16 protein-coding genes are annotated in these 20671 nt (G+C 54.9%); 11 read left to right on the forward strand and 5 right to left on the reverse strand.

The window, feature by feature from the left end; genetic code table 11:
* Positions 1 to 18: 18 nt before the first annotated feature.
* From SBL51_RS06025 to SBL51_RS06035, 3 genes are all read left to right on the forward strand, one after another.
* Positions 19 to 1182: a DUF3570 domain-containing protein gene (locus SBL51_RS06025; RefSeq protein ID WP_317929993.1), complete on the forward strand. Its 1164-nt coding sequence runs from the start codon at positions 19 to 21 to the stop codon at positions 1180 to 1182.
* A 98-nt stretch (positions 1183 to 1280) separates the two neighbouring features.
* Entirely contained in the window at positions 1281 to 3320 is a 2040-nt protein-coding gene (locus SBL51_RS06030) for an alpha/beta hydrolase family protein (protein WP_317929994.1), read from the forward strand.
* A 686-nt stretch (positions 3321 to 4006) separates the two neighbouring features.
* Entirely contained in the window at positions 4007 to 5947 is a 1941-nt protein-coding gene (locus tag SBL51_RS06035) for an alpha/beta hydrolase family protein (RefSeq protein ID WP_317929995.1), read from the forward strand.
* Positions 5948 to 6014: 67 nt separating this feature from the next.
* Here SBL51_RS06035 and SBL51_RS06040 read toward each other — a convergent pair whose 3' ends face one another.
* Both SBL51_RS06040 and SBL51_RS06045 read right to left on the reverse strand, forming a co-directional pair.
* On the reverse strand, positions 6015 to 6347 hold the full coding sequence (locus tag SBL51_RS06040) for a NifB/NifX family molybdenum-iron cluster-binding protein (RefSeq protein ID WP_317929996.1): 333 nt from the start codon (positions 6345 to 6347) through the stop codon (positions 6015 to 6017).
* Between the two features lie 111 nt (positions 6348 to 6458).
* A complete protein-coding gene (locus tag SBL51_RS06045) occupies positions 6459 to 7013 on the reverse strand; it encodes a hypothetical protein (RefSeq protein ID WP_317929997.1) in 555 nt (184 codons plus the stop codon).
* Positions 7014 to 7359: 346 nt separating this feature from the next.
* Here SBL51_RS06045 and modB point away from each other — a divergent pair, with 346 nt between their 5' ends.
* The 4 genes from modB to cysE all read left to right on the forward strand — a co-directional run bounded on the left by modB (position 7360) and on the right by cysE (position 11108).
* Complete coding sequence (gene modB, locus SBL51_RS06050; protein ID WP_317929998.1) at positions 7360 to 8073, forward strand: molybdate ABC transporter permease subunit; 714 nt, start codon at positions 7360 to 7362, stop codon at positions 8071 to 8073.
* Positions 8066 to 9139 carry a molybdenum ABC transporter ATP-binding protein gene (gene modC / locus SBL51_RS06055; protein WP_317929999.1) on the forward strand — a complete coding sequence of 358 codons (1074 nt, stop codon included), beginning with the start codon at positions 8066 to 8068 and terminating at the stop codon, positions 9137 to 9139. The genes modB and modC overlap by 8 nt, the downstream gene beginning before the upstream one ends.
* Before the next feature lie 86 nt (positions 9140 to 9225).
* A complete protein-coding gene (locus tag SBL51_RS06060) occupies positions 9226 to 10212 on the forward strand; it encodes a serine/threonine protein kinase (RefSeq protein ID WP_317930000.1) in 987 nt (328 codons plus the stop codon).
* An 89-nt stretch (positions 10213 to 10301) separates the two neighbouring features.
* Positions 10302 to 11108, forward strand: a complete 807-nt coding sequence (cysE, locus tag SBL51_RS06065; RefSeq protein ID WP_317930001.1) for a serine O-acetyltransferase — start codon at positions 10302 to 10304, stop codon at positions 11106 to 11108.
* A gap of 71 nt (positions 11109 to 11179) precedes the next feature.
* Here the strand turns inward: cysE and epmA are convergent, their stop codons facing one another.
* Together epmA and efp are read right to left on the reverse strand one after the other, a co-directional pair.
* Entirely contained in the window at positions 11180 to 12139 is a 960-nt protein-coding gene (epmA, locus tag SBL51_RS06070) for an EF-P lysine aminoacylase EpmA (protein ID WP_317930002.1), read from the reverse strand.
* A 52-nt stretch (positions 12140 to 12191) separates the two neighbouring features.
* A complete protein-coding gene (efp, locus tag SBL51_RS06075; protein ID WP_317930003.1) occupies positions 12192 to 12764 on the reverse strand; it encodes an elongation factor P in 573 nt (190 codons plus the stop codon).
* Positions 12765 to 12877: 113 nt separating this feature from the next.
* On the opposite strand from efp, the gene epmB reads away from it, so the two are divergent.
* From epmB to SBL51_RS06090, 3 genes are all read left to right on the forward strand, one after another.
* Positions 12878 to 13879 carry an EF-P beta-lysylation protein EpmB gene (epmB, locus tag SBL51_RS06080; RefSeq protein WP_317930004.1) on the forward strand — a complete coding sequence of 334 codons (1002 nt, stop codon included), beginning with the start codon at positions 12878 to 12880 and terminating at the stop codon, positions 13877 to 13879.
* A 106-nt stretch (positions 13880 to 13985) separates the two neighbouring features.
* The gene (locus SBL51_RS06085) at positions 13986 to 15611 is read left to right on the forward strand and encodes a hypothetical protein (RefSeq protein ID WP_317930005.1); all 1626 of its coding nucleotides are present in this window, start codon (positions 13986 to 13988) and stop codon (positions 15609 to 15611) included.
* A gap of 363 nt (positions 15612 to 15974) precedes the next feature.
* Positions 15975 to 18098, forward strand: a complete 2124-nt coding sequence (locus tag SBL51_RS06090; protein ID WP_317930006.1) for an EAL domain-containing protein — start codon at positions 15975 to 15977, stop codon at positions 18096 to 18098.
* Here the strand turns inward: SBL51_RS06090 and serB are convergent.
* The gene (gene serB, locus SBL51_RS06095; RefSeq protein ID WP_317930007.1) at positions 18095 to 19297 is read right to left on the reverse strand and encodes a phosphoserine phosphatase SerB; all 1203 of its coding nucleotides are present in this window, start codon (positions 19295 to 19297) and stop codon (positions 18095 to 18097) included. The two genes, SBL51_RS06090 and serB, sit on opposite strands and share 4 nt — an antisense overlap.
* A 148-nt stretch (positions 19298 to 19445) precedes the next feature.
* Between serB and SBL51_RS06100 the strand changes: the two genes are divergently transcribed.
* The gene (locus tag SBL51_RS06100) at positions 19446 to 20609 is read left to right on the forward strand and encodes a hypothetical protein (protein WP_317930008.1); all 1164 of its coding nucleotides are present in this window, start codon (positions 19446 to 19448) and stop codon (positions 20607 to 20609) included.
* The last annotated feature ends 62 nt before the right edge of the window (positions 20610 to 20671 follow it).

Below are 20671 nucleotides of genomic sequence, written 5' to 3' on the forward strand. Positions count from 1 at the left end.
AAAGTGGAACACACAAAAATGGACTACTCCCCACGCAAACCCCTGCAATGGTTGGCCAAGCTACTGGCCACGGCTCTGTTCTCCTGGTCGGTGCAGGCGGCCGTACTGCCGGAGGACCGGGCCGATGTGCTATTGCATGCCTTTGACGGCGGCGGCGTTGAGATTAAAGGGCCCTCGGTGCTGGTGCGTAAAAACTTCGCCGAAAAGGTGTCACTGTACGGCAACTACTATGTCGATGAGGTCTCCGGCGCCTCCATCGATGTGCTCTCTTACGGCTCGCCCTACTCGGAAGAGCGCACCCAATACAGCCTGGGTGCCGACTACCTGCACAACAAAACCATGATGGGGGTCAGCTACACCAACAGTAGCGAGAACGACTACGACGCCGACACCTATAGCGTTAACTTCAGCCAGGACTTCTTCGGCGACCTCTCCACCCTCACCATGGGTCTGAGCTACGGCGAAAACAGCGTCGGCCGCAATGGCGACCCCAATTTTGAAGAGTACTCCGACCAAACCCGCTACCGTATTGGCCTTACTCAGGTGGTCACCAAAAATATGGTGCTCACCTTTAACGCCGAATCAGTAATCGACGAGGGCTACCTGAACAACCCCTACCGCCAGGTTCGCTTTCTAACCGGTGATGGCACCACCACCTCCAGTAAAACCGAGCTCTACCCCAACACCCGTAACAGCGACGCCTACTCCATTAAAGGCATGTACTACCTGCCCTACCGCGCCGCCATTCGCGCCGACTACCGCTACTACAGCGACAGCTGGGGTATAGAAGCCGACAACTACGAGCTGCGCTATATCCACCCGCTAAAACAGTATGAGGGCCTCACCCTGGAGTTTCGTCTGCGCCTAAGCGACCAGACTCAAGCCGATTTCTACAGCGACCTATTGCCCTATGAAGATGCCACCAACTTCTACGCCCGCGATAAAGAGCTGAGCAGCTTTACCAGCCAGCAGGTCGGTTTTGGCGTAACCTACGAGCTGAAAAAGAGCTGGTACTTTGTCGATCGCACCACCTTCAACTTTTACTACGACCGCATCGCCTTCGATTACGACAACTTCCGCAATCAGACGCTGAGTAACAATGGCGCCTATGCCGTGGGCGAAGAGCCAACCTACAGTTTTGATGCAAATGTGTTTCGGGTTTATGTCTCTGTCTGGTACTGAAACCTGATAGATACTGCAGAATATTGCATTTAATAGACCGGCAATTTTATTTACACTCCCTGTTCGAAGGACGATAGCCACCGCAGGGAGCGCCGCCAGTGCCAATTAGCCAACAACCATCAAACACCCACCCCACGTTCCACAGCCACATTCACCACTTCCCCAAACGAAATCGAGTTGCACAATGGACCATAGGCATCTGGCTGCTGATGGCTTGCTTTTGCAGCGCAGCCTATGCCGCTGAACTGGAGGCGTTTGGCCAGTTACCCGGGGTGAAATCATTCTCCATCTCGCCCGACGGCCAGCGCTATACCTGGATTGCCAACCAAGAGGGTGAAGAGCCCGTGTTGATGGTTTACGACGCTATCCACAAAACACTGATTGGTGGCTTGCGGCTGGCCGGCGACGCCAAAGCGCGCTATGTCTATTTTGCGACCAATGATTTTATTATCCTGAGCGCCTCCGATACCCTTCACATTCGTGGCTACCTGGGCCGATTAGAATACTCCGGCGCCTATGCCTACCACATCCCCAGCAAAGAGATTCATCAGCTGTTCGATAAAACCAAAGGCTTATACCCCGCTCAGAGTGGTTTAGGTAATATTATTGGCATCAACACCGAGCAGAGCTACGCCTATATGCCCGCCTATGGCGATAGTTCACCACCCACCAAAAATCTATACCGTGTCAATTTAAAGAGTGGTCGCGGCAAGCTGATTGCCCGGGGCCGTACCGATACACTCGACTGGTTTGTAACCGACAGCGGCGAGATTCTGGCCCGCGAAGATTTTGACGGCGACGGCGAAGAGCACAGTTTCTACTCCTATTTAAATGGCCGGCCGGAGAAGGTATTCAGTTACCAGAGTAAGCTACCCAATATTTCCGTACAGGCTGTCAGCGCCGATGAACGAGGGTTACTGTTTATCTACGACGATGACAGCAGCAGTTCAGTCCAGCAACTGAGCTTGGTCGATGGCACCATCAGCGCCCCACTGTTTGAAAGCAGCGACAAAGAGATTGCCAGAATAATTACCGACAACAACCGAAAACTGCTGGCGATAAAATATTCCGGCCTTCTGCCCGACTACGAATTTGCTAAAGAAGGAATGACAAAAACCTTCAATTCAATATTGGCGAGCTTCCCAGCCAGCTCTGTCGATCTGATCGAAACAGACGCCGGTGCGAAAAAAATGTTGATCCAAGTGGGCGGCAACTACCTGCCAGACGCCTACCTTATTTACGATAGCGAAGCGAACCGGCTTAACTACATCACACGCGGCTACCCAACTTTAGAGGAGAAGGATTTGGGCGAAGTAATTGGCTTTCGCTATACCGCGCGCGACGGCTTAAAAATTCCGGCAGTCTTAACCTGGCCGGTGAACAGCTCCAATGCCCAAGGCCGAAAAAATCAGCCTCTTATTGTCTTACCTCACGGTGGGCCGGCCAGTTACGACCGTGTTCAATTTGATTGGTTGTCCCAGTACCTGGCCAATCTTGGCTACGTGGTGTTACAGCCGAACTTCCGCGGCTCCACTGGTTTTGGTGCCGAGTTTCGCAACGCTGGGATTGGGCGCTGGGGTAGAGAGATGCAGGACGACGTAACCGATGGGGTTAACTACCTAATCGAGCGCGGCATCGCCGATAAAGACCGGGTTTGCATTGCCGGCGCCTCCTATGGTGGCTACTCCGCACTGATTGGTGGCGCCTTTACGCCAGACCTATATCGCTGTGTGATTTCAATTAACGGCGTGACCAACATCCGCAAGGAGATAAGCAACGACCTTATCAACTCCGGTCACGATGAAATATTAACGAATCATTGGGAAACGGAATTTGGCGAAGGCAAGGAGGCGAAACAGAATATGGATGCGGTCTCACCCATCTATTTTGCTGATCAATTCAGGGCACCCACATTAATTATCTACAGCAAGGACGATACCGTGGTGCAGCCCAGCCAATCGATAGATATGCACAAAGCTCTAAGCAAGGCCAACAAAAACTCAACCCTGTTCGCATTAAAGGGCGAAGACCACTGGTTATCCACCGGCGAAACCCGCACTGAGACACTGCAATTAATGACTCAGTTTTTAACCGAATATAACCCAGTTACAACCACCGATAAAATTGGAGCCAAATAAAACCCGGTTCATCAATATCGCGGATTAACATTCAATGGCTTTACCGTTGGGATAATTGCAAACGGCGCTCAATTAGCGTCGTTTTAGTTAACAGCCAAGATTCCACGATACCAGCTGGACTTCATAAATAGCATTCACCCCCATGCAGGCCTGTGTAGCAGCCAATCCAAGGCGTTCTGCGTTCTGCGTTCTGCGTTCTGCGTTCTGCGTTCTGCGTTCTGCGTTCTGCGTTCTGCGTTCTGCGTTCTGCCAGGCAGCCTAACAACGTTGATTACAGGAAATCAATCAACAAACACAGAACCAACAAACAGGGACACTCTGTTGATTAGCAGATCTGAAATATCCTCCACAATCACTTTTCATGGTTGCGTCAACAGCCATTTCCAAGCAACTCGCAACATGGGCTCCGAGGCCATCCGTGTAACACATCCCCTGTTTTAATGTGAATCTCTTACTGGCTTAATTTTCAGCCATACCAAAACCTGACACTTCTTACACCAAGAATCATTTTATCGCCATCATTTCTTTATTAAACTCTCCACCTCAATGATTTACGCGATACAGGGAGTTTTCCGATGCGTTCGATTGGCCATCCCGGGCAATTCACTATTGCAATTGCAGCACTATTCAATTGTGTAACCACAACCATAAGCCGCTGCCAGCCCAATTGGCTTTGCCGGCTTTTATTGATAGCAGCGCTTTGCAATATTACCTTTGCCAATGCCGCCGATTTAAAGGATTTTGGCAGCCTGCCGGTAATCACCTCAATGGCCGTATCCCCAGATGGCAGCCGCTTTGCCTGGGTGCAAAATATCGATAGCAAAGCGTTAATGGTGGTGTACGACACCAAGACCAAAACGCTGAAAAGTGGCGCACGCTTGTCAGACGACATTAAAGCCCGCGACATTCAATTTGCCACCAACAATCACGTAATTCTAAAAGCCTCTGAAACCCGGCATATCCTCGGCTATCGCGGTCGCCTGGAATATTCAGGCGCCTTCGCCTACAACATTGATAAAGAAAAAATTGTGCAACTGTTCCAGGAACCAGACGGCATCCATGAACGCTGGTCGGAGACCAGCGGTTTCTATCGCGCACAGAGTGGCTTAGGCAAGGTGGTTGGTGTCGATTCAGAAAAAGGCTACGCATTCATGCCCGCCCTAGATGACAGCTACCCACCAAGCCGCAATCTCTATCGTGTTAGTTTAAGCAATGGTCGGCCACGCCTGCTCAGCAACGGCCATACAGATACCATGGACTGGTATGTAAACCAGAAAGGAGAGGTTCTTGCCCGTGAGGACTTTGATCCCGAGAAAAAACAGCATATCTTTTACTCGTATCTGAGTGGTAAAGCCAAGGAGATTTACCGCTATGAAACAGCACTGCCCAGCATCAGTGTTCAGGCCGTGGCCTGGGATGAAAAGGCATTACTATTTATTGGCAAACATAACGACAGCGAAGGAATTTATTCGCTTAGTTTGGTAGATGGCACTATTTCCGGCCCACTGTTTGAGAAGACAGGCAAAGAGATCGATTATCTGATTACCGATATCAATCGAAAATTATTAGCGGTGAAATACAGCGGCTTTCTACCGGAGTACCAGTTTCAAAATAGCGATTTAAACGCAGTATTCGAAGAGCTAGTGGCAAGTTACCCCGGCAGCTCTGTGCATCTGCTCGACATGGATAAACGCCAGGAGAATATGGTTATCCTGGTGGGTGGCAACATCAAACCTCACTCCTATCAAATGTTCAACAGCAAGAACAATACACTGGCATCACTCACCAGTGGCTACCCCAATATCAAGGCCGATGATCTCGGCGAAGTAATCGCCTTTCGCTATAGCGCAAGAGACGATGAGAAAATCCCAGCGGTGCTAACTTGGCCGGCCAATAGCAGTAAGGGTGCAACACGTAAAGGCCTTCCTATGATTGTCATGCCGCACGGTGGGCCAGACAGCTACGACCGGGTGGATTTTGACTGGCTGGCTCAATACCTGGCGCATTTGGGTTATCTGGTTCTACAGCCAAACTTTCGCGGGTCCACCGGCTTTGGCCGAGATTTCCATCAGGCCGGAAAAATGGGCTGGGGGCAGATAATGCAAGATGATATTACCGATGGCGTCACCTATCTGGCCGAGAAAGGCATTGTCGATAAAGATCGTGTCTGCATTCTGGGCGCCTCCTATGGTGGCTACGCCGCATTAATTGGCGGCGCCCTTACCCCCGACCTCTACCGCTGTGTTATCGCTATTAATGGTTTGTCGGATATAGGGAAAGAGCTCAACCAAGATAGGTTCGACCTGCTCGACCCACACAGCGTTGAAAACTACTGGGCAACGGTTTTTGGCGATGATGATCAGTTTAAACAACGCATGGATGCTGCCTCGCCCATCAATCACGTCGACAATTACGCAGCCCCTGTGATGATACTTTATAGCCGAGACGATACCGTGGTGCGGCCAAGGCAATCGATTATTATGCACAACGCACTGATCAAGGCGGACAAAGATTCAACCCTGGTTGAACTGGCCGGGGAGGACCACTGGTTTTCTACCAGCGATATGCGCATTAAAACGCTTAACGAGTTGGAGCGCTTTCTGGCGAAGAATAATCCTTTAGATTAGAAGCCCCTGCGCTATAAGCAGAGCCGGATAGATTCAGAATTAAAAAAAAGAAAATCAAAAAACGGGGCTAGCTGGCGCCGCTCAGGTAGCTTTGCAGAGATTCATCAACTGCTTCGTAGGCATATTCATCGATTGCTGTTACCCCTACTTTGGCCAACTTGGCAATTGGCCCATCGCCAACCTTGGCCACAAACACCGCTTCGCAATCGTTTATGGTGGCCAATATTTTTTGCATGGCACTCTGGTCGCCATGTTGGCCGTGGCAGTAGTGGTCGACCTCGCGCCGCTCCAGCAGGCGGCAGCCATCGTCATCGCAGCCGTAGATCCAAAACTCTTTGGCGTGTCCGAAGTGTAAATTGATGGCAACGCCATCTTTGCTGGCAACCGCTAGTTTACGCATAGAACCGTTTTCTGCCGGGTAAAACACAAGGCACGCTAAGCGTGCCTTGGTGGATCAGATTAATGATCAACAGTACTCTCGATAGCACACGTTAATCAGTACTGCGGAAAATCAGACTGGACCGCGGGCAGTGTGTTTGGCCTCAACGGTTTTAGACAGTGCCTCTTCCCAGCTGACTTCGGGGCCTTTGAACTTGAAGGATTTCAATTCGCCATAAACGGTCTCTACTTTCTCTTCCGCGCTTTGGCCTTTCAAATCGCTCTTCTCAATGCAGAGCAGTTCCAAGGCTTCGTTGAAGATCATTCCGTCGTCGAGGGGGACAACTTTGGCCGTAATACCACCGAAGGAGACAACCATCGCCTCTTTGATGTTGTGCACAAAGAAGAGCGCCTCAAGATCATCGTCACAGTCGGCCTTGAAGTGTTCGGCAACCAGCTCCATGTCCTGCAGCTCATACAAACCGGCAATTAACATTTTGGTTTTACCACCAACAATGTAGAGCACCGCCTGCTTGGCCACTTTGATAGGCGGCATGTAATCACCGCGTTCGGTCTTCTCACCAAACACCAACACCAAGTCACCACGGTAAACCTCGGCGTCGCCGACGGAACCGGTTAGGTTGACGTTGAAAAGATAACCTTCATCTTTGTATTTTTGCACTAACATGACAATAACCTTTGAGTAGAGTGTGAAAAATTGGGTTGGCGCCAACGGGTGTTGACCGATTATTTTCAAATTGGCAATTATTGTACCCGCCACTCATCAAGGCTTTTCCTTTGGTTATTCAACCACTTAGCAGGAAACCACGGCGGGGGATTTGGCCCGTTGTCGGAAAGCCAACAAGGCCGAAGTCAAGCCCAGCTGTCGTAAACCCAACAAAGAGGCAATACGCGCGACACTTTGGCTATACGGGGTTATCTGTTAATTTGCGGGCAGGAGTTCTGTCGGTGTTGCGCCACATTAAGCCAGACGCTGGGAATTTTATTTTTTACTCTATTTGAATTGCGTGCCTATGAGTTTTTGGCAAAGTTTAACCAGCGTTGATCCCGGCCCCATCTGGCTTTCATTGAAATTATCGGCGCTCACAACCCTGCTTTTGCTACTGCTGGTTACCCCAATTGCCTGGTGGCTGGCCCACGCCAACCGCCACACCAAAAGCGTGGTCACCGCTATCGCCACTCTGCCACTAGTGTTGCCACCCTCGGTGCTGGGTTTTTATCTGTTGTTGCTGTTGGGTGCGCAGGGGCCGCTGGCACCAGCCCTGCAAGCGTTGGGCATTACCAGCCTCGCCTTTACCTTTCCCGGGCTGGTGGTGGCCTCGGTGATCTACTCCTTCCCCTTTGCCCTGCAACCGATCCAAAACGCCTTTGAAGCCATCGGTAAACGGCCAATGGAAGTTGCCGCCACGCTGGGGGCATCACCACTGGACCGGTTTTTCTCCGTGGCACTGCCACTGGCCCGCCCGGGCCTGCTGACCGCCGCTGTACTCAGCTTCGCCCACACCATTGGTGAATTTGGGGTGGTGTTGATGATTGGCGGCAATATTCCGGGCGAGACCAAAGTGCTCTCGGTCGCTATTTATGACCATGTCGAGGCCATTGAATATAGCCAGGCACATCTGCTGTCGGCCCTGATGGTGGGTTTCTCCCTGCTGGTGCTCTTTTTCCTCTACTGGCTCAACCACCAGAGCCACCCCATGATCGGGCACACCAACCAGCATGACTGATCTGAATCTCGCTTTTCGTCTAGCGCGACCGGGCTTCAGCCTGGATGTCAGCTTTGCCACCTCAGGCATTGGCATCACCGCCCTGTTTGGCTACTCCGGCTCCGGCAAAACCACCTTGCTGCGCTGTATCGCCGGCTTGGAGCAGGCCGATTACGGCCGGCTGACCGTCAACGGCCAGGTGTGGGCCGACGATACCACCTTCCTGCCCAGCCACCGCCGTCCGATTGGTTATGTCTTCCAGGAGGCCAATCTTCTGCAGCACCTGACGGTGGAGGGCAATCTCAACTACGCCATCGCCCGCCAGCGCAGCCAGAACAATGTCATTCGCAAGCAGGAGGTGGTGCACTGGCTGGCCCTGGGGCCGCTACTGAAGCGGCGGTCGATGCAGCTCTCCGGCGGCCAGCGGCAGCGCGTGGCCATCGCCCGAGCACTGCTCACCAACCCCGAACTGCTGTTAATGGATGAGCCGCTGGCGAGCCTGGATATCGGTAGCAAGGCGGAGATCCTCCCCTACCTGGAAAAACTGCACAGCGAGCTGAAAATCCCCGTGCTCTACGTCAGCCATAGCCCCGATGAGGTGATCCGCCTAGCGGATCAGATTGTCCTGTTAAGCCAGGGACGCGTGCTGGCTACCGGCCCGGTGAATGAGATACTCACCCGCACCGACCTGCCGCTGGCACAATTGGAGGAGGCCTGCGCCTGCGTTGAGGGGGAGATCACCAAACACGACCGCGAGTACCACCTCACCTACGTGAAATTGAAGGGCGGCACGGTGGCCATCTCCTACCGCGCCGCCGAACCGGGCACCCGGGTACGGGTGCGCATCAGCGCCAAAGATGTCAGCCTGGCCTTGGCGCCCCAGCAGCAAACCAGCATCTCCAACGCCTTTCCAGTGCGCATCAGCGCCATTGCTCAGGCCGCCGACCCCGCCAAGGTGTTGGTTAAACTCGATATGGGCGGCGACAGCTTCCTGGCGCAAATCACCCGCCTGTCGGCGGACACCCTCGGCCTGGCGGTGGATAAAATCGTCTACGCGCAAATAAAGAGTGTGGCGCTGATGCGCTAAGCCCCGTAACGGCCGGCGCTAGCCAACCCCTAGCGGCGCGAGTAAACTGAGCCTCCCGCTATGGTGACTGATTAAGGCAAAGTGTTATGAGCGACGACCAGCATCCTTACGCCCGCCTGACACCAGACACCGTCCTCGACGCCGTCGAGTCCCTGGGCTTCTACAGCGACGCCCGCATACTGCCACTCAACAGCTACGAAAACCGCGTCTATCAGGTGGGCCTGGAGGGCGGCACCCCCATCATTGCCAAGTTCTACCGCCCCGAGCGCTGGAGCCGCGAGCAGATTTTGGAAGAACACCACTTCGCCCTGGAGCTGGCTGCATTGGAGATTCCAATGGTGGCACCGCTGCAGGATGCCGATGGCAAAACCCTGCACCAATACCAGGATTTCCTGTTCGCCATCTATCCTCGCAAAGGCGGCCATGCACCGGAGCTCGACAACTTCGACCACCTGCTGGTGATTGGCCGGCTGCTCGGCCGTTTGCACAACTGCGGCCGGGAGCAGAACTTTACCCAGCGGCCAAGCTTCAACCTGTACGATTTCGCCCAGGAACCCCAGCGGTTTCTGCTCGACAACGGCTTTATTCCACCCGGGCTGACCGAGGCCTACCAAACCCTCACCGACGACCTGATTCGCGAAACCGAGCGCATTTGGCAGGGTGTCGATTGCCAGGCCATTCGCCTGCACGGCGATTGCCACCCGGGCAATATTCTCTGGCGGGACGAAAGCGCCTTTTTTGTCGATCTGGACGACGCCCGCATGGGCCCGGCAATTCAAGATTTGTGGATGCTGCTCTCCGGCGAGCGGCAACAGCGGGTAGCCCAGCTGAGCGAGGTACTTGAGGGCTACCAGCAGTTTGCCAACTTCAACTTCGCGGAGATCAACCTGATTGAAACCCTGCGCACCTGGCGCATCATGCACTACGCCGCCTGGCTCGCCCGCCGCTGGCAGGACCCCGCCTTCCCCCACAATTTCCCCTGGTTCAATACCGAGCGCTACTGGGCCGAGCATATTCTGGAGCTAAGGGAACAACTGGCCGCCCTGCAGGAGCCGCCATTGGCTCTGTTTTAAGGGAGGTTGGCATTAACACCGGGAACCGGGATAATAGCCGACCAAACTGCTTGGGCATTATGCCGATCACCAAATCCGAGGGTCTATAGGTGCTTGAATCCACCTGGCAAACCATCCGCAAAGAGGCGCTGTTTCAGGCCAGCCAAGAGCCGATTCTGGCCAGCTACCTGCACGCCACCATACTCAATCACAGCTCACCGCTGTCGGCGTTGAGCTACCTGCTGGCCAACAAGCTCGACAGCCCCACCGCCTCTGCCCTACTGATACGCGAGGTGATCGAAGAGGCGTTTGAGGCCGATGAAAGCATCTGTGAAGCGGCCGCCGCTGACCTGCACGCCATTCTCGATCGCGACTCCGCCTGCCACCAACTGTCGGTGCCCTTTCTCTACTTCAAGGGCTACCACGCCCTGCAGGCGTTTCGCGTGGCCCATTGGCTCTGGCAGCAGGAGCGCAAGGCCTTTGCCTTGTTTCTGCAAAACCGCATCTCGGTGGTCTTTTCGGTGGATATCCACCCTGCGGCCCGCATCGGCAAGGGGGTGATGCTGGATCATGCCACGGGCGTGGTAATTGGCGAGACCGCCGTGGTCGATGACGATGTCTCCATCATGCAGTCGGTCACCTTGGGCGGCACCGGCAAACAGAGTGGAGATCGCCACCCGAAAATCCGTCGTGGCGTCTTGATTGGCCCCGGCGCCAAAATTCTGGGCAACATCGAAATTGGTGAAGGGGTGCAGGTTGGTGCCGGCAGTGTCGTGCTCAAGCCCGTACCGCCACACAGGGTAGTGGCCGGTGTACCGGCGGAAGATTTGGGAGAGGCCAATGCCGACAACCCCGCCGAGGTGATGTGCCATCTTCTGCAATGCAAAAAGGCCAAGGCCAGCGCGGTCAACTCCTAGTAACCTTCACCACCCGCTATAGCGTTGCCCGCCGGTGCACTCCTCGTGCCGGCGAATATCTCTCCGGCAAGTTATTGTCCGGAGAAAGGGGCGAAACTCATCGTTTCAGCCAGAGTTTTTACACCGCTCATCAACAGCAGCAGCCTATCCACCCCCAAAGCAATACCGGCACACTCCGGTAGGCCAGCGTGCATGGCGGCCATAAAGTCCGGGTCGATCGCCGGCACCGGCAAGCCTGCGGCCAGTCGTGTAGCCTGATCCCGCTCAAAACGCGCCTGCAATTCAACTGCACCCGTCGCCTCCCAATAGCCGTTGCTCAACTCCAGACCATCGACGTAGATCTCAAAGCGTTTGGCCACCTGCTCCCCGGCATCGTTAGCCATCACTTTGGCCAAGGCCCCCTGGCTGGCCGGGAAGTCGGCAACCACAGTAATACCGGCCAGGGTTGGCTCCAGGCAGTGACTGAAGAGCAGGTCCAACCAGGTGTTGCGGTCGGCCTGGTGAAAAGCCGGCTGGCAAGTTCGCTGGGCCAGTTCGGCCAACTCCGCTTCTGAAGCGGTATGCGGGTTGATACCAAAGTGTCCGGCAAACAGCTGACCGTAGGTTACCCGGGTAACCGGTTTGGCCGGCAACAATCCAGTGACCAGCGCCAGCGTCTCCTCAATCAGCTGCTGGTCATCAAAGCCCAGGCGGTACCACTCTAACATGGTGAACTCCGGGTGGTGGCGGCGACCGAACTCCTGGTCGCGAAAGGCCTTACCCAGGTAATAGATTGAGCCCGAACCCGCCACCAACAGGCGCTTCATAAAGTATTCCGGGGAGGTTTGCAGAAACGCGTCACCACCGTTGGTATGGCTTGTTACAGGAATCAGGTTGGGGTCGGTAACGGTGTGCCGGCTGAGGCTCGGAACATCCACTTCGAGCACGGCGCGTTCGGCAAAAAAGTGACGGATGTGGGCCAGCAGCGCGGCGCGCGCCTTTATAACGGCCAGGCTGGCCGAGGGTCGCCAGGAGGGGATGGAATCAGTCACGAACAGGGATCAGACTGGCCGCACCCAAGCCAACGTGGGCGCGGCCAGGCCACTACTTGGTGGATGCCCGGCCCAAATACTCGCCGGTACGGGTATCGACGCGCACCACCTCTCCAATCGACATGAACAGCGGCACCTTGACCACAGCACCAGTGGAGAGGGTCGCCGGCTTGGTACCACCCTGGGCGGTATCCCCTTTGATGCCCGGGTCGGTTTCGACTATCTCCAGCTCCACGTGGTTAGGAGGCGTTACCGCCAGCGGTGAACCGTTATAGAGGGTCACCACACAGGTATCCTGCTCTTTCAGCCACTTGAGCGCATCGCCAACCGCTTTGGCGTCCGCTGCATGTTGTTCAAAGCTGACGGGATCCATAAAATGCCAAAATTCGCCATCGTTGTAGAGATACTCCATGTCCTGGTCCATGACATCCGCCCCTTCCAGGGAGTCGCCAGACTTGAAGGTACGCTCAATAACACGGCCGGTGGCCAAATTGCGCAGTTTGACTCGGTTAAAGGCTTGCCCCTTACCGGGCTTCACATATTCGTTCTCGATGATGGAGCAGGGGTCACCATCCAACATAACCTTCAGGCCACCACGAAAATCATTAGTAGAAAAACTTGCCATAAAATCCTCAAACTGAAACTAAATGCGCTGGGCCGCCACCAATTCTGCCGAAATAGAGTCCGGGGCCATGCAGCCACCGCCCAACCAATGATCAAAAGGTGTTCAAAAAAACGGTGCACATAATAACTGATGCCCCAAGGCAGACCAATAGCTGGCAACAGCAGTTACAAGAGCTGATAACCGATCCAGCCGAGTTGGCCAGGCTGCTCAAGCTGCCACCGGGCAGCTTTTCCCAGGCGGCCAACGAAGGTTTTGGCCTGCGCCTGCCCCGGGCGATGCTGAGCAAAATAGAGCCCGGCAACCCCGATGACCCTATCTTGCGCCAGTTCTTGCCCGTTGCGAGAGAGCTCGACGCAGTCCCCGGTTTCCATCGGGACCCGCTCGCCGAGGAGGAGGCCAACCCGGTTCCCGGCCTTATTCACAAATACCACGGCCGGGTGCTGATGATGGCGGCAGGCCACTGTGCGGTGAACTGCCGCTACTGTTTTCGCCGCCACTTCAGCTACACAGAAAATCGTCTGACCGGCCAGAACTTCAGAGCCATCCTAGACTATATTGCTAGTGACCACTCAATTACTGAGGTTATCTTAAGCGGTGGTGACCCGCTCACGGTGAGCAACCGCCAGCTGCAGGAGTGGCTGCACGGTTTTGAGGGTATTGGCCACTTGCAACGTTTGCGTATACACACCCGCCTGCCGGTGGTGATCCCTGAGCGGTTGGATCACGACTTTGTTGAGCTACTGGTCTCCACCCGCCTGCAGAGTGTGCTGGTGCTGCACGCCAACCACCCCAGGGAGCTGGATCAACCGCTCGCCCAGGCACTGGCTGGGCTCAAGCAGGCCAACGTGACTCTGCTTAACCAGGCGGTTTTGCTAAAAGGGATAAATGACCAAGCTGAGACACTGATTGAACTCAGCGAAGCACTTTTTGCTATGGGGGTACTCCCCTACTACCTGCATTTATTAGACCGGGTAGCGGGAGCCGCCGATTTCTGGGTACCCGATGCTGAGGCCAGATTATTGCATCAAGCGCTGCTCACAGCGCTACCCGGTTACCTGGTACCCAAATTAGTTAGGGAAATTGCCCACCTATCTTCAAAGAGCTGGGTAAATTAAGATAACTAGTACACAAGTACTAGATTCCACTGGTGGGAATTGAAAATCACCAGATGAAGTTATCGATTAGTCAGATAAATAGAAGCAAAAACCCCAAGGACTGACGTTGAAATCCAACCTGTTAACAGGCATTTTTAGTCGGCGCCCGCAAACGCCGCACGAACTTGCCAAACTTTTAGACCTGCCGGAAGAGAGCGAAACCCGCTTTCTGTTTTGCGACAGCAATAAATTGGTGCGCATCAAAACCTGGTTCGACGCGCTGCCGGTCACCGACTACGCCACCACCAGTACTCACCTCTATCACGCGCTGCCAGAAATCGCCAAGGTTCGCTTGACCACCAACGTCCGCGCTGAACTGCTTGAACATATTCGTCCACTGGTACTCAACTGCGTCGCCAGTATTATCGACCCGCTCGTTAAAAAGCCGCTAACACTCAACGAAAGTGAAAAAAAGAGTGTGGTAATCAGCCAGGCGCTGCTTAAACATCTGGCTAACGGTTACGCCCGCAATGCCATCAGCGCACTCACCGAGCGCAAACTGTCGTCGCAGGCGGCCAGCCTAGCGCTGCATCGTGCGCTCAGCACACTCTCGCTGTTTTTAGCCACCAACTACCGTTTCTATACCCCCGTACCGCCCCACATTTGGGGCATGTTAAATACTCTTTACCGATTTAGCCGCAGCCACGGGCTGAATGGCAAAAATGTTACCGACCCGCTGGCGGCCGACTTTTCCGGCAACTGTGACCACAGCTATCTATGCAGCTTGGCGTTGGCCTGTGCCCGTCCATTGCAATTGCGCTCCAGCGAAATCGATCTGCTCTACCGCAAGCTTGGCCCGTGGGTAAAACTGCTGAAGCTGGAAACCTACCAAGCTAACAACCAAGCGCTGTTTGCGGTACTCAGCAGTGCCGATGCTGAACCCGATTATCTAGACACCTTTGAGGCGGAGCAGCTGGCGGCCGATGGATTGGTATTTGATTTTCAGGCACTACTCACCAATCTCGAGAAGAAACCCGAAACACCGCTGGAAGAGAAAAACGAAATACCCCGCAACCTGCGCCAGCATCTGTTCCAACACTGGGGATCTCGTGTGCATCGTCGCAACCCGAGAAATCCGTGCAACCATGAACTGGAAGTGTGTGTGGGCCTGGCCAACATTCACAGCCAGCTTATTAAAGGCATCAGTTTCGAAGATTTTGTCTTTGGCGGTGCCAGTAATGACAGCCTGGTGCTTGGTTCCAATTGGAAAACCAACACTCAACGGTCCGATGGCGCTCCGGTCAATAGTGCAACCTACACGGTGGTGATCAAAAATTCGGGTGCCCGGGGCTTCCAGATACAGTGGCAACAGGTGCCGCCGCAACTGCAGGCCGGGGAATTGATCGCCTATCGCGAGGCGGGTAAGCGCCATTGGCAGCTGGCTACCATTCGCTGGGTACGACGCAGTGACAGCCAAGGAGTGCAGTCCGGCGCACAGGCCCTGGCCCACAAAATGGAAGCCTATGGCGCATCGACCATTACCAACAATGGTAAAGATTCCGATTACATGCGTGTATTGCTGTTATCAGAAGGTGGGGATGAGAGCAATTTAAGTATCGTGATGCCCAACCTGGTCTTTTCTGAGCGCCACCCGGTGACATTGAAAAAACGGGGGGTAGTAACCAAAATCCAGCTTACCCAGCGTCTGCTTACCACCGCTTCGTTTTGTCACTTTCGCTACAAGAGCGGTTAAAAAAACGGCGTGATCCATTGCCCATTTTGACCAACTGGCAACTTAACATTAGCACCGCCAGTTGGTTAGAATCGGCGCTTTACCAGCCTGCCCGGGCAATCGGTATTTCACGTTTTTGCCGGCTTTGTTATAGACTTACTGCTACAGTTGTTATTAAACGCGCTCTGAAAGTCGCCGATTAACGCCTTCTGCCAAGCCAGACGGCTTAATCTGCCACCCGCAGCGCTCCCTCCTGCAGGGCAATAGCCTTATTCTGGTGGGCTGATCGATTTAAAAGCGAAAACCTGAACTACACTTCTAAACATGAGCCGACGAGAATACTCCATTTCCTGTGGCTTAAAGATTGATGCCGCAGATTAATTCATGAACCTGACAGAAACCCTCCGCCTTCTTTTACTCAACGACTCCCGCTCTGAAGTAGAGCGCTTGGTGAGCATGTTACGCAATGCCGGTGTGGCCGTTCGTACCCAGCACGCCGAAAGCCTGGAGGCACTGTCAAAACTGCTGCAGGAACAGACCTGGGATCTGCTCATTGGCCACGACGGCACCACCAACCTACCCATTCACCAAGCGTTAAAAGAGATTGCCCGCCTCAATCGGGATATCCCGGTAGTACTGGTTACCGAAGACGAAAGCTCACGGGCAGTGGTGGAGGGGATTCGCGGAGGCGCCACCGATGTTGTGCTGCTGGATGACGATCAACATCTGCTGCTGGTTATTGAACGGGAAGTCAAAAACCGCGAGCAACGGCAAACCCGGCGAGTGGCAGAACGCAAACGGCGCGAAGCGGAACAGCGGGCAATGGAGCTACTGGAAAGCTCACGGGATGCCATCGCCTACATTCAGGATGGGATGTTCGTTTTCGTTAACCAAACCTGGGGCGACATTCTCGGTTACGACGATATCGATGACCTGGCGGTCATGCCCTTCATCGACCTCATTACTGACTCCGACCAGGAGCGTTTTAAAGAGTGTTTGAAAAAGTTTTCACAGCGGTCGCACGAGCCGGAACCGGAAACGCTGCAACTGCGCCTGTTGACCAACAGCGACCAGGAAATCAGCCTGTCGATTACCGTCAGCCTGAGCATGTTCGATAACGAACCCTGCGTACTGATTCAAAGCAGCAACGTGCCAATGGCTCGCAGTGAGACAGTCAGCGCACCGGTGGAAAGAGAGACCAAAACCGACGAGGCCAGCAGCCAGCAAAAGTTGCGGGATCAGGCCACCGGCCTGTTCAACCGCACCGCCATTTACCAGCGCCTGGAAAAGAGCCTGGACGACTGTGCCGGCAGCGGTCACACCCACGCCTTTTTACTGTTATCAATCGCCGACTTTGAGCGCAGAGTCGTTGCTACTCTGGGTTATCGCCAATCTGACCAAGCCGTTAAAGAGCTGGCCAACCGATTGTCCCAAGTACTCGCCGAGCAAGATTTCCGAGGCCGCTTCAGCGACAGCAGCCTGGGTATTCTGCTGTTGAATACCAGCGCCAGCAAAGCCCTGGAGCTGGCACAAAAGATCATCGCTTTTATTGGCGAGCAAATTATTGAGGTGAAAACCAAAACCGTTCACCTGCGCCCGCAGATTGGTATCAGCCTGATCAGTGAAACCATCGACGACAGCGAACAGATTGTCGAACACGCCCGCATCGCCCTGGATGCCGCGCGCGAGGCAGACGCCGAAAATGAGGGCGCCTGTCATCTATTCGAGCTACCAGAGAAAGAGTCCAGCAAAGAAGCCGGCTTGCTGGAGGTGGTGCAACAGGCGCTGCAACAAGACCGCCTGCACCTGCTGTTCCAGCCAATTATTGGCCTGCGAGGTTCCGATGAAGAGCAGTATGAGGTACTGGTTCGAGTGCTCGACGAGCATGGCCAGCAGCTCTCCAACCAGGAAGTTTTCAACACCGTGGACGACCTGCAAACCCTTGGCAAAATTGATCGCTGGGTTGTGCTGGAGGCCGCCAAGCGCTTGGCTGGCCACCGCGCCAAAGGCTATAACACCCGTTTGGTGGTCAATTTAAGCCAGGCAGCTTTCTTCGATACCAACCTGCCTTCCTGGCTGAAAGTGGCTTTGAAAGCGGCAGATTTGTCACCTGACAGCATAATCTTCCAGCTGAAAGAGAGTGATGTTGCCGATCACCTGGGCAAGGCGAAAGCGTTCGTCGACGCCCTAAAAGCCAACGGCACCCCGGTTTGCATCACCAACTTCGGCTGTGTGCTGAATCCGATGAATACCCTCAAGCACATCATGGCCGACTTCATTAAGGTCGACGGCTCCTATACGCGCGAGCTACAGGACAATACCGACGCCAGCGGGTTAACTAACCTGGTGAAAGAGCTGCACAGCCTGAAAAAAATCACCATTGTGCCGTTTGTGGAGAACGCCGCGGCGCTCTCCAAATTGTGGCAGGCGGGTGTGCACTACATTCAGGGCCACTACCTGCAGGAACCGAATTCGCAGATGAACTACGACTTCGAGTCCGACGGTTAATCCCGATAACCAATGAGATAGAGCAGCGCATCCAGCCCCATTTTTGAAATGGCGTGGCGCGCCTTGGCCCGAACCACCGGCTTGGCCCGAAAGGCGATGCCCAACCCGGCAATCGACAGCATGGGAATATCGTTGGCACCATCACCAACCGCGATAACCTGCTGCAGTGTCAGCCCCTCCCGACTCGCCAACTCCCGCAACAGCTCCGCTTTACGTTCCCCATTAATAATTTCCCCCTGCACCTCACCAGTCACCTTGCCTTCCGCCACGGCCAGTTCGTTGGCGTAGACATAATCGATGCCGAGTTTTTGTTGCAGATGGCGGGCAAAATAGGTGAACCCCCCAGAGAGGATGGCCGTTTTGTAGCCCATGGTTTTTAAGGTGGCGATCAATCGTTCGGCCCCTTCGGTAATGGGTAGCGCCTCGGCGATGGCCGCCAGCACCGACTCGTCCAGGCCGCGCAGAGTCGCCAGGCGGGAAGAGAAGCTCTCGTTGAAGTCCAGCTCGCCGCGCATGGCCCGCTCGGTAACGGCGGCTACCTGCTCGCCGACACCGGCGGCCTTGGCCAACTCGTCGATCACCTCTACCTCAATCAGGGTGGAGTCCATATCGAAGCAGACCAGGCGCCGGGTTTTGCGATAGATATCATCCGCCTGCACGGCAATATCGACATCCAAACGGCCAGACAACTCAAGCAGGTCAGTATGCAGCTTGGCCATATCGGCAGGCTCACCCACCGTGGCAATCTCCAGACACTCCCGACCATCACCCTGCTGCTCGGATTGCAGTGAAACCCGACCGCTCAACCGCTCCACCCGCTCAATGGTGAGGCCGTGTTCCGCGGTTACCTCGGCCACCGCACCGATATGTTCAGCGTGAATTTTACGGGCCAGCAGGGTCACCATATGGCGCGCCTCACTGTGCTCAGCCACCCACTGCTCGTAGGCTTCCAGGGTAATATCCTGGAAGCGGACTCTGAGCTCCAGGCCGTGGGCGGCAAACAGGATATCTTTGTGCAAGGCGCTGACCGCAGCCGCCGCCGGCACCTCAACCAAGATGCCTAAATTAACCTGCCGGTGAGTAACCGAAAGATCCATATCGAGCACATTGACGGAATGCTCGGCCAGAATTGCGGCCAATATCGGCACCAGGCTCGGCTGGTTGGGACCGGAAAAAGTTAACAACGATAATTCACGCACTCGTTTTACCCTGCAACAGCAATTAAATAGAGAGACTCTTCAGTAGAGTTAAACCGGCATTATAACTTCCTATGCCATTTCCTCTACAATGGCATACCCTCATTAAGGGATGCCGTTGTAATTAGGGAAATAACTAAAAGACCATTCTATGCCTACCGCCATTGCCAAACTCCGCCAGCTGATTCTAGAAACCACCCGTCAGATCCCCCAACCCGCACTGTTGCTGGGCCTCTCCGGCTTGTTGTGTGGCTTGGGGTTGTGCCTGTTGATTCTGCAGTCCAGCCAGGATGCGGCTATTGCCAGGCTTGCCGATGAACACGCCCGTGATATTGCCAAGCTGGGCGCAGAGGAGTCCGGCCAGGCGCTGTTTAATAACGATCTGCTCAGCCTGCAGGTGTTGCTATCGAGCCTGGTGGAGCTGGAGCAGGTGGACGGCCTAACCGTGCACGATGTCGACAACCGGATTCTGGCCCAGGCCGGTACCATTCTCGACCCAAGCGAGGCGATTCTGCAGAGCGCGGCAATTGCGCAAAATGAGAGTGTGGCCGGTTACTTCACCGTCATTAGCGCCAAGCCCGACACCACCGCCACCCGCAACCTCTGGTTTGCCCTGTTTGCCCTGGCGATGGCGATAGTGGCCGCGGTAATGGCCTGGCGACAGCTGCCCCGGCTGCCACGCCAAGTGGTGTCTGGTGACGACGAGAACTTTGAAGAGGAGGCCTACGACGACGATGACGACCTCTACCCGACGGCGGAAATCCGGCACTCATCGGTGTGCGAGGAGGCTGTGGGTTTAACGCTGCAACCAGAGCGTTTGGCCGCCGCCAGCAAACAGATGGGCGCCGATGCCCTGACCGAGGCTCTGGCACTGGTCGCCCAGCAGTTTAACGCGGTGGCGACGCTATACGGTGCCAAACTGTTGCACTCCGGCCAATCCCTACCCGTGCTGCTGTTTGACTCCGACAGCGCCAAACAGAACACCTTCAACGCCCTCTGCAGTGCCCAACTGCTGCTGGCCCTCAGTTATCGTGCCGCCAACCCACTGGGCTTCCAGGCCCGGGTGCAGGCCTGCGACCTGGAGCGGCCAACTCTGGATGTGGAGCGTCTGGTTAACCAATCACAGGCGGTTGGGGGTCAATTCCTCGCCGTCGCCGCGCCCCTAGCCGAGTTGGTGGCAGACCGTATCAGTTTTCGTCCGGAGCAAGGGTTTTGGCGTGAGGTAGAGGCCTTTGACGAGGCCTATCAACTACTGCTCGACAACCAACTACAGCAGTTGGAGCGGGCCATCACCGGCACCGCCAAAACCTCCTGACCGCTACTGCCTACGGCTGGCAGCCGGCGCAGAGTTAATAAGCTAAACAGAACCACAAACCA

Source organism: Halioxenophilus sp. WMMB6 (assembly GCF_033283405.1).
Taxonomy (GTDB): Bacteria; Pseudomonadota; Gammaproteobacteria; order Pseudomonadales; family Cellvibrionaceae; genus Halioxenophilus.

Excerpts from the sequence above, each read along its gene's own strand:
- efp (WP_317930003.1), bottom strand. The coding sequence starts at position 12,764 with ATGGCAAGTTTTTCTACTAATGATTTTCGTGGTGGCCTGAAGGTTATG.
- SBL51_RS06045 (WP_317929997.1), bottom strand. The coding sequence starts at position 7,013 with ATGTTAGTGCAAAAATACAAAGATGAAGGTTATCTTTTCAACGTCAAC.
- SBL51_RS06060 (WP_317930000.1), top strand. The coding sequence starts at position 9,226 with ATGAGCGACGACCAGCATCCTTACGCCCGCCTGACACCAGACACCGTC.
- modC (WP_317929999.1), top strand. The coding sequence starts at position 8,066 with ATGACTGATCTGAATCTCGCTTTTCGTCTAGCGCGACCGGGCTTCAGC.
- SBL51_RS06090 (WP_317930006.1), top strand. The coding sequence starts at position 15,975 with ATGAACCTGACAGAAACCCTCCGCCTTCTTTTACTCAACGACTCCCGC.
- modB (WP_317929998.1), top strand. The coding sequence starts at position 7,360 with ATGAGTTTTTGGCAAAGTTTAACCAGCGTTGATCCCGGCCCCATCTGG.
- SBL51_RS06100 (WP_317930008.1), top strand. The coding sequence starts at position 19,446 with ATGCCTACCGCCATTGCCAAACTCCGCCAGCTGATTCTAGAAACCACC.
- SBL51_RS06025 (WP_317929993.1), top strand. The coding sequence starts at position 19 with ATGGACTACTCCCCACGCAAACCCCTGCAATGGTTGGCCAAGCTACTG.
- SBL51_RS06040 (WP_317929996.1), bottom strand. The coding sequence starts at position 6,347 with ATGCGTAAACTAGCGGTTGCCAGCAAAGATGGCGTTGCCATCAATTTA.